The following is a 13399-nucleotide window of genomic DNA, read 5'->3' on the forward strand; positions in this document are numbered from 1 at the left end:
GAGTAGCCTTAAGCCTATGACGCCTCAATCGAATGGCCCAGAATCAGAGGCGCAAGACGCCACCCCCACGTTCGACGAACTCGGACTCAGCGCACCGGTACTCGATGCAATCACCTCGATCGGTTACGAGCGCCCTTCCCCCATCCAGGCCGCCACCATCCCGATCCTCCTCGAGGGTCGGGATGTGGTGGGCCTCGCACAAACCGGTACCGGTAAGACGGCAGCCTTCGCGCTGCCGATTTTGTCGCGCATCGAACCCGGAGCACGCACGCCACAGGCGCTCGTGCTCTCCCCCACGCGCGAGCTCGCGCTGCAGGTCGCGGAAGCCTTCGAGAGTTTCGCTTCCAAGCTGCCGGAGCTGCGCATGCTGCCGATCTACGGTGGTCAGGCCTACGGCGGACAACTCTCGGCGCTGCGCCGCGGTGTTGATGTCGTGGTGGGTACCCCCGGCCGCATCATGGATCACCTCAAGCGCGGCACGCTGGATCTCACCGAGCTGAAGTACCTCGTGCTCGATGAGGCCGACGAAATGCTCAAGATGGGTTTTGCGGAAGATGTGGAAACCATCCTCGCCGACACCCCGAGCGACAAGCAGGTGGCCCTGTTCTCGGCCACGATGCCGCCGCAGATTCGCCGCATTTCGCAGAAGTACCTCAACGACGCTGCCGAAATCACGGTGAAGTCGAAGACCACCACTTCTGCGAATATTTCGCAGCGCTACCTCGTGGTTTCGTACCCGCAGAAGGTGGATGCGCTGACGCGCATCTTCGAGGTCGAAGAGTTCGAGGGCATGATCGTCTTCGTTCGCACGAAGAGTGAGACTGATCAGCTCGCCGAGAAACTGCGCGCGCGTGGCTTCTCGGCTGGCTCGCTCAATGGCGATGTGCCGCAGACACAGCGTGAGCGACTCGTGGACAACCTGAAGTCCGGCAAACTCGACATCCTCGTCGCTACCGATGTTGCCGCTCGCGGCCTCGACGTGGATCGCATCACCCACGTCGTGAACTTCGATATCCCAACCGACCCGGAGTCCTACGTGCACCGGATTGGTCGCACGGGTCGCGCGGGCCGAACCGGTGCCGCGATCAGCTTTGTTACCCCGCGTGAACGCCGCCTGCTCAACCACATCGAGCGCACGACGCGCCAGCCGATGGAAGAAATGCAGTTGCCCAGCGCCGCCGATGTGAACGAGACCCGTCTCGCGCGCTTCGATGATGAGATCACCAAGGCGCTACAGCAGACCGAACGCATCACTGCTTTCCGCGACATCATTGATCACTATGTTCGCCACCACGATGTGCCGGAATCCGATGTTGCTGCGGCCCTTGCCGTCGTGCAGCAGGGTGACACGCCACTGCTACTCGACCCCAATGACGACGCGCTGCTGAAGCGTTCACACAGTGACCGCGATCGCGGGCGGGATGATCGTGGGCGCGACCGCGAAGACCGTGGGCCCCGACGACGCTCGTCAGAAGGGCTCTCGGCGTATCGCATTGAGGTAGGTAAGCGCGATGGCGCACTGCCCGGACGCATCGTCGGCGCGATCGCGAACGAGGGTGGCCTCTCACGCGATGAGATTGGCGCGATCAACATCTTCCCGAGCTTCTCGATTGTGGAGCTGCCGGAGAACCTCGACCCCGGGGTACTTGAGAAGCTCAAGAACACCCGAGTCGGTGGTCGACCCATCGATATCAAGCCCGACCGCGGCGGCAAGCGCAGCGGTGGCGGCGACCGCGGCGGATTCCGTGGCGACCGCGGAGGTCGCGGCCACGGCGGCGGCTGGAACAACTCAGACCGCGGCTCGCGGAAGCCCTTCAAGCGCTACTAGCGGCCTCCCCACCGCAACATAGAGTGGTCACTGCTTGTTGGTATTTCCGTTCTTTCCAACAAGCAGTGACCACTCTTTAGGCGGCGGCGCCTGCAGAGTGACCACTCTGCGGGGGTGGCGCTTGCCGAGTGACCACTCTGCGTGAAGAATGCGCGAACTCCAGGCAACAGCGGACAAAAGTAATCGAGCGAGCGCCGCGGAAACGCGCTAGCGGGCGAGGAGGGTCTCAGCGGTCGCGTTCGGCAGTGCGAGCGTGACCTCGGTCCCCCAAGGGTCGTTCGTGACGACTTCGTTGCCCTTATCGGCAAACTGAATCTTCTGTTCGGTCAGGCGCGCGACCAGTGCATCCAGGTCTTCACGACCGGGGACAGTGACTGCCACGTTTCCGAGTCCCAACGTGGCTGCGCGCGGTCCGGCTCCGGCACTGTTCCAAATGTTCATCGCCACGTGGTGGTGGTAGCCACCGGCGGAGGCGAAGAGCGCGCCGGAGTAGCTGGCGAGCGTTGCTTCGAAACCAAGCGCATCCACGTAGAACTTGCGCGCGGTTGCGACGTCGCCAACCTGCAGGTGTACGTGTCCGACCTTGCCCGCGAGCTTCGGGGCGTTCTCGAGCACGTCTTCCTGCAGGTGGTCACGCAGGAACTGGTTTGGGTCGAGGAAAGTGGTGTCCATCAGAATCTCGCCAGCGGCATTCTTGACCCACTGGTCACGGGGACGGTCAATGTAGAGCTCGATGCCGTTGTTCTCAGGGTCAGAGAAGTAGAACGCCTCGCTCACCATGTGATCGCTCGAACCCGCGAAGCGGCTGCGCGTGTCTTGAGCTGCGCGGTACACCGTCGCGGCGAGCGAAGCCTGGTCCTCAAAAAGAAATGCAGTGTGGAAGAGTCCAGCTGCCCGCGGGCTTGCTGCTGGCAGATCCGTGGTCTCGACGAGGCGGACCAGCGGAACATTGCCACGACCGAGCACGCGCTGCACTCCCTCACGGTCGGCTCGTTCCTCGATTGGCTCGAGCGCGAGGGCATTCGCGTAGTAGCTGGACATGTTCTCCAGGTCACCGACGTGCAGGGTCACGGCGTCCATTCCGGTCGCGGCGCTGAGGATGCGGTCGGTCACCGAAGCCTGGTCCTGGACGATAGTTGATTCAGACATGGTGCCTCCAAAGCTTCACGTACAACCCGATCAGATTCTTAGTTTAGTTGTACCTACAAGTAAAAGTGTAGATGGAAGTGTCTGAGGACGCAATACCCTACGGCGCGGACCCCTAAGTGCGGTCTGGTGTGGACTCTTCAGCGCGATCCTTCGCCGCCGCATCCGACACCCATTTCAACCCGCGCTCAAGCGGCCCTCGCCCAAAGAACACCATGTAGAGGGTGCAGCCAACAACGAGACCGAGACTCGTCCACCCCCATGCGGCATAGCTATCAGGCAGCGCACCCGGCCCCCAACCGATTACGATAACGACGAGGTGCGCGCTGTACGCAGTCAGCGGCATTGACCCAAGTGCTGCAAGCGGAATCAGCGGCCACCGCAGGGGTTTCGCGATGAGGAGGCACAACCCGATCACCGCAACGGCAAATCCTCCCGAGCCAAAGAATTCGAGCATCCCGCCCGAATGCGGGTAGCTCGCAACCAGACTCCCCCAGATCCAGGGCCAGAAGACGCCCCGATCATCACCGTCGTAATAGGCCTCGATCGCCAGGGGCCCGTCGTGACCTTCGGCGCCGCCCGCCGCGGCCGAGAGGCTATAAGCAATCACCGACACACCCGCACCAATCGCGAACAAGGCGCCTGAGACCCGGTTGTCGAGGAGCGGTAACCGGCCGATTGCGAGCCCCACCAGCATCAGCGGTACCCAGATGCTCAGTGGATAGGCATCGGTGGATAAGAACTCCGCGCTGAACGCCCACACGTCGTAAAACACCAGGGCGAATGCCATGGTGACCATTGAACCGACCACGGCAATCACACACGCCACGAGTAGCAGCGTGCCCACGCGCATCCGCAAGAACGGCATCACGATGATGTACAACAGTCCGTAGAGCATCAAAATAATCGCTACCGGTACGCCGAGTTGTTCGAGCAGCAGACCGATGATGAAAATGAGGATGCCCCGCACGAACAGTTTGGAGCGCAGGTAGCCGAGCTCCGCTCGCTCCGGAATGCGTTGGCGCCCCGTCATGATGGCGACCGAAATCCCCGCAAGCACCGCAAAAAGGATCGATGACCGACCGTGGACCACACCAAAATAGGTCTCCGGATACCAAATGTTGATCTCGCCGATTCCGCCCATGTGGGCACCGGCCATCCCGATGACCGCGAGCGCTCGCGCCAGATCGAGGCCCATCACCCGCGGCGGCAAACCGAAGTCGCGCAGTCGTTGCCAGGGCGATGGCCCGGGGTTCCGTTGCCCGGATAATTCACGGGTCTGAGTATTTGCTCCCATACGCGGCTATGACTTCGAGGGCTGCGTGCGAGGTTTCATTCTGGTGATCGGCAGCTCCGGAGCTGGCAGCGGATCGGGTTGCCGGGGCGGGAATGTTCCGAATCGAAGTGAGTCCACATCCTCGTCCTCGAAGCCCATCTCGGTCTGATATTCAGCTCGATAGCGCACGATCTCATCGTGATCGCGGCCGACAAAGTTCCACCACATCACAATGGGTTCGTTCAGTGGTTCACCTCCGATGAGCAGCGCTAGGACCTGTTCATCCCCCGCTGCAATGCGCAGCTGCGTTGCCCCCATATCGAGCACGGCGAGGTGGTCAGCCGGAACCGCTTCGCCTTCGAAACGCACGGCTCCGTGCACCGGAAGCAGCGCATGCTCATGCCCGGCCGGGACAGTGACTTCCAGCACGGTGCCCGGTTCCAGGCGGATCTCCGCACCGGATATCGGAGCGTACGTGCGAAGCGGAGAAGTCACGCCCAGCAGATCACCGGCGAAGACCCGAGCCTCCCAGCCGTCGCCCGATACGGGCACCGGACGATGCGTGTCCAGGGACGGTTCGACGAAACGATGCGCTTCCGGGAAGGCGTACCAGAGCTGTGCGCCGTGCAACACGGTTGTCTCATCGGTCGAGAATTCAGAATGAGTAATGCCGTTGCCCGCGTTCATAAACACGGCGTCGCCGGGAGCCACCGTGGCCCAATTCCCAGCTGAATCGATGTGGTCAACAGCACCATCGAACAACCACGAGACCGTAGCAAGCCCGGTGTGCGGATGTCGCGGGACGCGCATCCCGCCGGTACTCCCAACATCATCCGGCCCGTAAAAGTCAAGGAAGCACCAGGCGCCCACGAGCGATCGCGCCCGTTGCGGCAGCAATCGCTTAACCGTCATCGCACGCGGCCCGCCCAGCGGTACCAGCCTGGGTTCGAGGAATGACACACCCGAGCTAGCCTCGATTACGCCGGTGCTGAGGCCCGCGGTCGAGTAAGTGCGGTTCTCGCACACCTGCTCCTCAGGATTATGCTCCGTATTGCTCATCGAAACTCACTTCCTTCGGTGTTCGCCGGGGCGCCACGCGTTCATGATTACATTCAACCGTGTTTTCTTCTTCCCAGCGTGCACGGCTGCTTCGAGCGCGCGCCGCAGTCATGGTTGCGTTTGCGGTGAACGGTGCGATGCCCGCGACCCTGCTCGCGCGCTATGCCGAGGTGAAGGAGTCCCTCGAGTTGATCACGGGGATCTTCGGCATCGTGGTCGCCGCCATCACGGTCGGGGCGGCCACCACCTTCCACGTGCCGGGCATCCTCTTGCGAAGATTTGGTACACGCACGGTTGCGGTCTTGGGGACCGTCGGCGTCACCCTCGCCTTTACCCTGGCCGGAGTTGCGGTGTTGAGCGGTCATGCGTGGCTCTTTGCGCTGGCACTCTTTGCCGCTGGATATTGTGATTCCACGGTCGACGTCGCCCAAAACGCGCAGGGTCTCAGAGTTCAGGATGCGCTGGGCAAGTCGGCTTTAACGTCAATGCATGCGGGGTGGAGCGTGGGGGCCGCACTCGGCGGCGGTGTTGGCACCCTCGCGGCTTCGGTGGGTGTGCCCCTTGTGGTGCACCTCAGCTCCTGGGCGGTGGTGTGCACGGCCGCGATGGCGATCGCGGGCTCGCAGTTTCTGCGCGTGGATCGCGTGGATCGCGTGGAGGAGGAAGAGGCACCCGGGCGTATCCCCCGCTCCGCATGGAAAATTCTGATCCCGGTCGCACTCGTAGCGATCGCGGGCGTGGCGGTCGAGGACATCGGTAATAACTGGTCGGCCGTGCTGCTCAATACGGAACGCGGCGTGGACGCCGCGGCGGCAGGCGCCGCGCTCACGACGCTTCTTGCCGCGCAGTTCCTCGGCAGACTGATGGGTGACCGGATTATCGATCACTTTGGGCGGCGACCAACCCTGATCGTGAGCCTCATCGGTATCGTCCTGAGTCTCAATCTCATTGCCTGGACACCAAATGCGTGGGTCACTCTCGCCGGGTTCGCGTTAGCCGGTTTATTTTGCGCGGTGACGGTTCCGATTGCGTTCACCCAGGCGGATGCGGTCCCCGGCTTGCGTGCGCATGCGGGCGTTACGCTTCTCGCCTGGATTCTTCGTGCCGCAACGGTCGGACTGACACCGACGATTGGCGGGCTGAGCTCCCTGTCCTCACTGCCGATCGCGATCTCAGTGATTTCGCTGATCGCGGTGGCCGCGCTGTCAACGCAGCTGCGTGTACCCCGCGCGATTGCCGGAGACTGACGGCGACGAACTCGATTAGCACCCCGACAAGGTCGGCTACCTGTGTTCACTACGATGCCGCCATGCATCGCATTTTGACCATCAGCGGCGCCGCGCTTGCACTCGGCGGAATCCTGAGCTTTGTCGCGGAGGCGATCGGCGCCGTCCAGGTCGAAATATGGCCGGGTCTGCGCATCCCGCTTTGGATTTTTATTGCGGTGCTCGGCATTGTGATGTTCACGATCGGCACCCGTATGCGGCATCGTCGGGCAGTGCTCCTTGATCCGTCGCTGAGCGCGCCAGCGACGGTGATCGGCGTCACACTCGCACGTAAGGGTGATGAAGATAGTAATGACTCGTACAACATTGATCTTGTGGTGCAGCCTGAGAACGAACCGAGCTTCCCCTATCGCCACCATCGAGGGCTCAATAAGGCCGAGGTCAATGACTGGTATGTGGGAAAGGTCGTCGCCGTTCGACGTCGCCACCACGGCGCCTACGAAGTGCAAATTGACCGGCACCCGAGCGAAGAAACCAAGCAGCGCATCCTGCTCGAGAAGTCGCTCGCGAGCGTCCGTGAGGCGGACCTAGGCTACGACCAACTCCGAGTCACCCCGTCGCCACCGAAGCGGTCGGGCGCGAGTCGGCTCGACGGAACCGTTTCCTTGCTCGGTGGACTCCTCATATTCGTGCTCGCATTTCCCACCTTTATTCCGATGCTCGCCAACTCATCGATCGCTGCCTTCGACGCGTCAACGCGGAATCATCACGGGCTGCTCGCCCCGGGCGCACTTGATGCTGCCGTCGAGCGGCTCGACGGGATCGTTGCAGACGAGGTCATTCGCGTCTCGCTGGAGAGCAATTACACGCTCGAAGTGCTGGATGTGGCTGATCCGGGCACCTCCAAGATCGACCGCAGCGCCGTCCGCGGTGATCGCGTCTATGGCACGGCCCCCTTGGCCTATCGAATGGAAGTGGATGAGGACACCGATCTTTTCTCGCTGGCGGATGTGAATTGGGCGGTGCTTCCCGAATCACTCGACGCCTGCGAGGCATACTACGAGGACCCGAGCGCCGAACGCATCAGCGTCACCGGCGAGAAGTCACTCGGTACCTTCAGGTGGACCGCCACGTACTACGGCGACTACGGCTCATTTAGCTGCATATTCGATGCCGCCGGAACAATGCTCGAGTAGTTTCAAGTTCCACATCGTTGCCGCACTGAACAATGTCAATTCACGCATAGACTATGCCGTCTGACCTACCCGAGGAGCACGCCGTGAACGCACATCTCGCCGATAGCCACAACGTCATCCAAGTCCAGGGTGCCAACGAAAATAACCTCAAGAACATCAGTGTCTCGATTCCCAAACGTCGACTCACGGTGTTTACCGGTGTCTCTGGTTCCGGGAAGAGCTCGCTCGTATTCGGCACCATCGCGGCGGAATCGCAGCGGATGATTAATGAGACCTATAGCGCGTTTCTGCAGGGCTTCATGCCCTCGCTCGCCCGCCCCGAGGTGGATCGCCTCGAAGGCCTCACCACCGCAGTCATTGTCGATCAGGAACGTCTCGGTGCGAACCCCCGGTCGACACTCGGCACCGCGACCGACGCAAATGCGCTGTTGCGCATTCTCTTTAGCCGTCTCGGGGACCCCCACATCGGCGGGCCGCAGGCCTTTGCCTTCAACGTTCCCTCGGCGAGCGGCAGCGGCGCGCTCACCGTGAAGAAGGGCAATAAAATTGCCGAGAAGGCAACGTTCAACATCACCGGCGGGATGTGCCCAAAGTGCGAGGGAATGGGCGTAGTCAACGACATTGACCTCAGTGAGATATACGACGAAAACCTCGCGATTACCGAGGGCGCGATCAAGGTTCCCGGCTACACGGCCGACGGCTGGTACGTGAAGCTCTTTGCGAATGCCGGCTTCTTTGACCCCAATAAGCCCGTCAAGAAATTCAATAAGCGCGAACTTCACGACTTCCTCTATAAGGACCCGGTCAAGGTCAAGATGGAGGGCGCGAATATGACTTATGAGGGGCTCATCCCCAAGATTCAAAAGTCGATGCTTTCCAAAGACAAGGATGCGATGCAGTCGCATATCCGTGCGTTCGTCGATCGCGCGGTGACCTTCCAAACTTGCCCCGACTGCGAGGGTACCCGACTCGCAGAAGGCGCCCGCAGCTCCAAGATCAACGGAATCAGCATTGCCGACGCCTGCGCCATGCAGATCTCTGACCTCGCGGCATGGGTGCGCAGCATCCAGGATTCCGGTTACGCACCGCTGCTCAATACCCTTTCCGATACGCTCGATTCGTTCGTGGACATTGGCCTCGGCTACCTCTCACTTGATCGCCCCGCGGGCACGCTTTCGGGCGGTGAGGCGCAGCGCACCAAGCTCATCCGGCACCTCGGTTCGGCACTCACCGATGTGACCTACGTCTTCGACGAACCAACCATTGGCCTGCATCCGCATGACATCCAGCGGATGAATGAGCTCCTGCTGCAGCTTCGCGACAAGGGCAATACCGTGCTTGTGGTTGAGCACAAGCCCGAGACCATTGCGATCGCGGATCACGTGGTCGACCTTGGCCCGCTTGCGGGATCCAAGGGTGGCGAAATCACGTTCGAGGGCACGGTGGCGCAGCTTCGCAAGAGCGCTACCCTCACCGGCAAGCACCTCGACTATCGTGCCCGTCTCAAAGGCTCGGTTCGAGAACCCTCCGGCCAGATCGAAATCCGCGACGCCCACACGCACAACCTCCAACACGTCGATGTGGCGGTGCCGCTCGGCGTCCTCTGTGTCGTCACCGGTGTTGCCGGGTCGGGTAAGAGTTCCCTGATCGAGGGATCCATGCCCAAAGACGGTGTTGTTCACATTGACCAGAGTGCAATTCGAGGGTCCCGTCGCAGCAACCCCGCCACGTACACGGGTGTGCTCGAGCCAATACGGAAGGCGTTTGCGAAGGCGAACGGAGTGAAACCAGCGCTGTTCAGTTCGAACTCCGAGGGCGCCTGCCCGACCTGCAAGGGCATCGGGCTCGTGTTCACGGAACTCGGGTTTATGGCGACGGTGTCAAGCGTCTGCGAAGACTGTGAGGGCAAGCGTTTCTTGGCAGAAGTCCTTGAGTACAAGCTCGGTGGCCGCGATATTAGCGAGGTGCTCGCCATGCCGGTCGCGGAAGCACGCGAGTTTTCGCCGAGGGTGCGGCGAAAACCCCGGCAGCAGCGAAAACGCTCGGGCACCTCGAGGATGTTGGGCTCGGCTACCTGACGCTCGGACAGCCCCTCTCGACTCTCTCGGGTGGCGAGCGACAGCGCATCAAGCTTGCGACCCGGCTCGGCGAAAAGGGTGGCATTTATGTGCTGGACGAACCCACCACCGGACTTCACCTCGCCGATGTCGAGAACCTGCTGGGCTTACTTGATCGACTCGTGGATGCTGGGAAATCGGTAATTGTGATCGAGCATCACCAGGCAGTTATGGCACACGCGGACTGGATCATTGACCTCGGACCGGGTGCCGGATCCGACGGTGGTCGGGTGGTCTTCGAAGGAACTCCCGAAGCACTCGTGAAGGATGCCACCACACTCACTGGCCGGCACCTCGCCGAATACGTTTCGTAGTTTCCAGCTCGCCGCCTCACTCCGGCCTAGTTCGAATCCGCGGGTGGGGCGTCCTCAAGCACCGCGACGATATCGATTTGGATGAGCGCGCCACCATCTAACTGCGCTGCCATGACCTGCCGGGCGGGCCGGCTTGCCGGATCGGGAAACATTTCGAGCCATTGCTCGTTCAGTGCGGCACGATCTCGATAGTCAATGAGTGACACATTCATCTTGACGATGCGATCGACGGAGCTTCCCGCTGCGGCCATGAGAGTACGCACGTGGGTGAAAGCGTTCTCGCACTGGGTAGCGAGATCCTCCCCCATCTCGCGGGTATCGGGGTCACGTCCGGTGAGCACGCCGGAAAACATGAACGGACCGATTCTGCTCGCTCCAGGAATCGGATTCTGGTGGTCGAATCCCGGTGCGTTGATACTGATTCTTGTGGTCAAGATAACTGCTTTCTCTGGTCAGGTGGTCGGGTGGTATGAGATCACGACCATTCGCTGATGGCCTGGAGGAACCGGTCGCGAGCCGGATTTTCGCCCGCATCTCGACGAGTCAACACGAGTGCCTTGAGCGGCGGTGGTGACGGCTCAAGTGGCCGGACGTCCACGTCGAACTTCGCGAGGCTCGCTCGGTCGGGATCCGGCAAGATCGCTGCGGCAATTCCCGCTTCGATCAGCGGCAATATGGTCTGAATCGTATCCACCGTGCGCAGTGTTCGCGGCCGAATCTCGTGTGTTCGCAGCGTCTCTTCGACGGCTTCGGGGAGGCTCGGGACCGCGGCCGTACGCCGCGGCAGTAAGAGGTCAGCATCGTTAAGCGCTGAGAGGGGCAGGGATGCATCCTCATGTGGCTCGATGCCTTCCCACGCCTCTTCTCCGCGAGGACGGACCGCCACCAGCGGGATCTCGCCCCAGTCCAGAATCTCGTGGCTAGCGCGATGTCGATTGATGAAGTGTTCGGGTTCGGTCACCATGACCGCTGCGAGGTCAACGGTGCCTCGCTCGAGCATCTCCAGTGCGGTCCACGGTGGCGGATCCACCAGCGAGACTTCGACTTCGGGCACCGCTTCTGAAAATGTCCGCAAGAGCACCGGCAAGCGGTGCCACATGAGTACCGGCACCGCGGCAACGCGGAGTGAACCAGCCACCCCGGAGCCGAATCGCCCCAGGGTCTCGAGCACTTCATCCACCTCGCCCAGCACTCGCGAGGCCGCATCAAGCAGGTATCGTCCGGCGCTGGTCGGCGCCACCCCGCGATGTGTGCGGGCAAGCAATGGCACACCAACTTCGTGTTCGAGCTTACCGATGGCAACGCTGAGCGGCGGTTGAGAAATATGCAATTGGGCCGCCGCCGCGGTGAATGATCCCGCTTCCACCACGGCAGTGAAGTAACGCAGGTGTCGAAGCTCCATACGGTCAAACATATCGGATTCGGAGTGATATAGCTTTGAGATATGGCAGTGCAAGCAAGTTAATAGTTCTCAGGCAGTCGATCCACTGCGAAGCTGAAGGCATTCATCGCTTCTATTCGACTTGGAGTCCTCAATGTTGCCGACAACCAATCACAATCCCGCCTTCAACCTGACTCGCGCAAGCCACGTCTCCCTCTCCGTCACCGATCTCGAGCGAAGTCGCGATTTCTATCGCGACGTTGCAGGCCTCGTTGTCACGCGGGAAACCGACAACGCCATTTACCTCCGAGGCCTTGAGGAGGCATCCCACCACAGCCTCGTGCTCGAACTCGCGAAAGAAGCCAAAGCCCTGTACATCGGGCTGCGCGTCCGCACCGATGACGACATCACGGCCGCTGAAAAGTTCTTCAAAGAGAACAATATTGAGCACCGTCGTGTTGAGAAGGATTATCAGGGTCCGACGCTGCAGTTCCGTGATCCGGTCGGCACCTGGATGGAGCTCACCTCCTCGATGGACGTGGTTGACCGCAAAATGCAGCAGTTCAATGAGTTTGTCGCCGGTGCTCCCCAGCGCCTCGACCACTACCAGGTGGTCACCTACGACGTGCAAACCGCCACAGACTTCTGGACCGGGCTCGGGATGCGGATGTCGGAGTACACCGCCAAGGACGGTACCGATGAGTTGTGGGGCACGTGGATGGAGGTCAAGGGAAACACCCACGACCTCGTGTTCACGAATGGTCGCGGGCCTCGACTTCACCACTTTGCCTATGCGGTCCCGGATGGCGCCTCGCTAATCCACGCAGCAGACGTGGCCGGAGCGCTCGGATTCGGTGATGAGATTGACCGTGGCCCGGGTCGCCACGGGATTAGCAACGCGCTGTTCCTCTATCTCCGCGACCCAGATCAGCACCGCATTGAACTGTTCAATACGCACTACCAGTTCATTGACCTTGAGACCCCACCGATCCGCTGGGATGTGAGCAACCCCCGTCGCGCGCAGCTCTGGGGAATGCCCGCGTCACGCCGCTGGTTCTTCGAAGCGAGCGAATTTCCAGGCGAAGAAGTCCACGAGCCACTGTTGCAAGCGAACCCGGATACCCTCGAGGACTATCTCGGTATTCACTAAGCCGCTGAGTTGTGACTAAACCGCTGAGTTGTGTTCGGGCTAGGTGTCTTCCACCCTTGGAATGCGATTGACGTGTTCGTTCAGTCCCGTGAACACGGGCGTCAGACTTTTCTCTAGCTCGGGCATAACTTGGTCTGCAGTAAAATCCTGCCCAATAACACGCTTGCGAATGAACGCCATGAATGCGCCACGGACGGTTCCTGCGATCGATTCTGGAATCAGGCTGTCGTTCGGTGCGCCGGTGCGGTCCCGAACGAATCGCGCGACGAGCGCTTCCCACTCGGCCCAGTGCACTGAGCCGAGTGGGCGCTGCTCTTCGGTGTTCTGAAACTTGAAGCGTCGAAGCCACGCTTCCGCCTGCTCAACCTCAACCTGCACTGCTTCGAAGAGCGACTCCTGAATTGCCGTCATTACACGCTTGTCCGGCGCCTGGTTGTACAGGGTTTCTTCGAATCGAGCAATGTGCGCTTCAAACGGTCCCCAAAGGATTTCGTTCTTTGATGAGAAATAGCGAAAGAAGCTCGTCTTACTCATTTCGCACGCTTCAGCAATATCAACAACAGTCGTGTTCTCAATTCCACGCTGCTCAAATAACGTCATAGCGACGTCTTCAACCGCTTCACGCGTCGTAACGGGTGGCCGTCCGCGACCTCTAGGCTTTTCCATGCCCTGATCATAGTCAGGCTAAACCTGTATAGATGCCAAA

Annotated in this window: 10 protein-coding genes and 1 pseudogene; 5 read left to right on the forward strand and 6 right to left on the reverse strand. The window is 60.9% G+C overall.

Features of this window, described 5'->3' with window-relative positions; genetic code table 11:
* Positions 1-16: 16 nt before the first annotated feature.
* Positions 17-1828: a DEAD/DEAH box helicase gene (locus tag ACTHXA_RS07685; protein WP_441671016.1), complete on the forward strand. Its 1812-nt coding sequence runs from the start codon at positions 17-19 to the stop codon at positions 1826-1828.
* A 207-nt stretch (positions 1829-2035) separates the two neighbouring features.
* On the opposite strand, the gene ACTHXA_RS07690 is transcribed toward ACTHXA_RS07685, so the two are convergent.
* The 3 genes from ACTHXA_RS07690 to ACTHXA_RS07700 all read right to left on the reverse strand — a co-directional run bounded on the left by ACTHXA_RS07690 (position 2036) and on the right by ACTHXA_RS07700 (position 5309).
* Positions 2036-2977 (reverse strand): VOC family protein, encoded by a 942-nt coding sequence (locus ACTHXA_RS07690; protein ID WP_441671018.1) that lies wholly within the window; start codon positions 2975-2977, stop codon positions 2036-2038.
* Positions 2978-3089: 112 nt separating this feature from the next.
* Positions 3090-4271 (reverse strand): heparan-alpha-glucosaminide N-acetyltransferase domain-containing protein, encoded by a 1182-nt coding sequence (locus ACTHXA_RS07695; RefSeq protein WP_441671020.1) that lies wholly within the window; start codon positions 4269-4271, stop codon positions 3090-3092.
* A 6-nt stretch (positions 4272-4277) separates the two neighbouring features.
* Positions 4278-5309, reverse strand: coding sequence for a pirin family protein (locus ACTHXA_RS07700; protein ID WP_441671022.1), 1032 nt, complete (start codon positions 5307-5309; stop codon positions 4278-4280).
* Between the two features lie 59 nt (positions 5310-5368).
* On the opposite strand from ACTHXA_RS07700, the gene ACTHXA_RS07705 reads away from it, so the two are divergent.
* From ACTHXA_RS07705 to ACTHXA_RS07715, 3 genes and pseudogenes are all read left to right on the forward strand, one after another.
* Positions 5369-6556: an MFS transporter gene (locus ACTHXA_RS07705; protein WP_441671024.1), complete on the forward strand. Its 1188-nt coding sequence runs from the start codon at positions 5369-5371 to the stop codon at positions 6554-6556.
* A 62-nt stretch (positions 6557-6618) separates the two neighbouring features.
* Positions 6619-7731 carry a hypothetical protein gene (locus tag ACTHXA_RS07710; RefSeq protein ID WP_441671026.1) on the forward strand — a complete coding sequence of 371 codons (1113 nt, stop codon included), beginning with the start codon at positions 6619-6621 and terminating at the stop codon, positions 7729-7731.
* A 53-nt stretch (positions 7732-7784) separates the two neighbouring features.
* Positions 7785-10162, forward strand: a pseudogene (locus ACTHXA_RS07715) (ATP-binding cassette domain-containing protein).
* A gap of 26 nt (positions 10163-10188) precedes the next feature.
* Here the strand turns inward: ACTHXA_RS07715 and ACTHXA_RS07720 are convergent.
* Positions 10189-10596 carry a RidA family protein gene (locus ACTHXA_RS07720; RefSeq protein ID WP_441671028.1) on the reverse strand — a complete coding sequence of 136 codons (408 nt, stop codon included), beginning with the start codon at positions 10594-10596 and terminating at the stop codon, positions 10189-10191.
* A 41-nt stretch (positions 10597-10637) separates the two neighbouring features.
* A complete protein-coding gene (locus tag ACTHXA_RS07725) occupies positions 10638-11564 on the reverse strand; it encodes a LysR family transcriptional regulator (RefSeq protein ID WP_441671030.1) in 927 nt (308 codons plus the stop codon).
* A 133-nt stretch (positions 11565-11697) separates the two neighbouring features.
* Here ACTHXA_RS07725 and hpaD point away from each other — a divergent pair, with 133 nt between their 5' ends.
* Entirely contained in the window at positions 11698-12693 is a 996-nt protein-coding gene (hpaD, locus tag ACTHXA_RS07730; RefSeq protein WP_441671032.1) for a 3,4-dihydroxyphenylacetate 2,3-dioxygenase, read from the forward strand.
* 39 nt (positions 12694-12732) lie between these two features.
* Here hpaD and ACTHXA_RS07735 read toward each other — a convergent pair whose 3' ends face one another.
* A complete protein-coding gene (locus ACTHXA_RS07735; RefSeq protein ID WP_441671034.1) occupies positions 12733-13359 on the reverse strand; it encodes a TetR/AcrR family transcriptional regulator in 627 nt (208 codons plus the stop codon).
* Positions 13360-13399 lie beyond the last annotated feature (40 nt).

The organism is Gulosibacter sp. (assembly GCF_052090685.1).
Classification (GTDB): Bacteria; Actinomycetota; Actinomycetes; order Actinomycetales; family Microbacteriaceae; genus Gulosibacter.

Coding starts and splice junctions, on each gene's coding strand:
- ACTHXA_RS07690 (WP_441671018.1), bottom strand. CDS start 2,977: ATGTCTGAATCAACTATCGTCCAGGACCAGGCTTCGGTGACCGACCGC.
- ACTHXA_RS07725 (WP_441671030.1), bottom strand. CDS start 11,564: ATGGAGCTTCGACACCTGCGTTACTTCACTGCCGTGGTGGAAGCGGGA.
- ACTHXA_RS07695 (WP_441671020.1), bottom strand. CDS start 4,271: ATGGGAGCAAATACTCAGACCCGTGAATTATCCGGGCAACGGAACCCC.
- ACTHXA_RS07710 (WP_441671026.1), top strand. CDS start 6,619: ATGCATCGCATTTTGACCATCAGCGGCGCCGCGCTTGCACTCGGCGGA.
- hpaD (WP_441671032.1), top strand. CDS start 11,698: ATGTTGCCGACAACCAATCACAATCCCGCCTTCAACCTGACTCGCGCA.
- ACTHXA_RS07685 (WP_441671016.1), top strand. CDS start 17: ATGACGCCTCAATCGAATGGCCCAGAATCAGAGGCGCAAGACGCCACC.
- ACTHXA_RS07700 (WP_441671022.1), bottom strand. CDS start 5,309: ATGAGCAATACGGAGCATAATCCTGAGGAGCAGGTGTGCGAGAACCGC.
- ACTHXA_RS07735 (WP_441671034.1), bottom strand. CDS start 13,359: ATGGAAAAGCCTAGAGGTCGCGGACGGCCACCCGTTACGACGCGTGAA.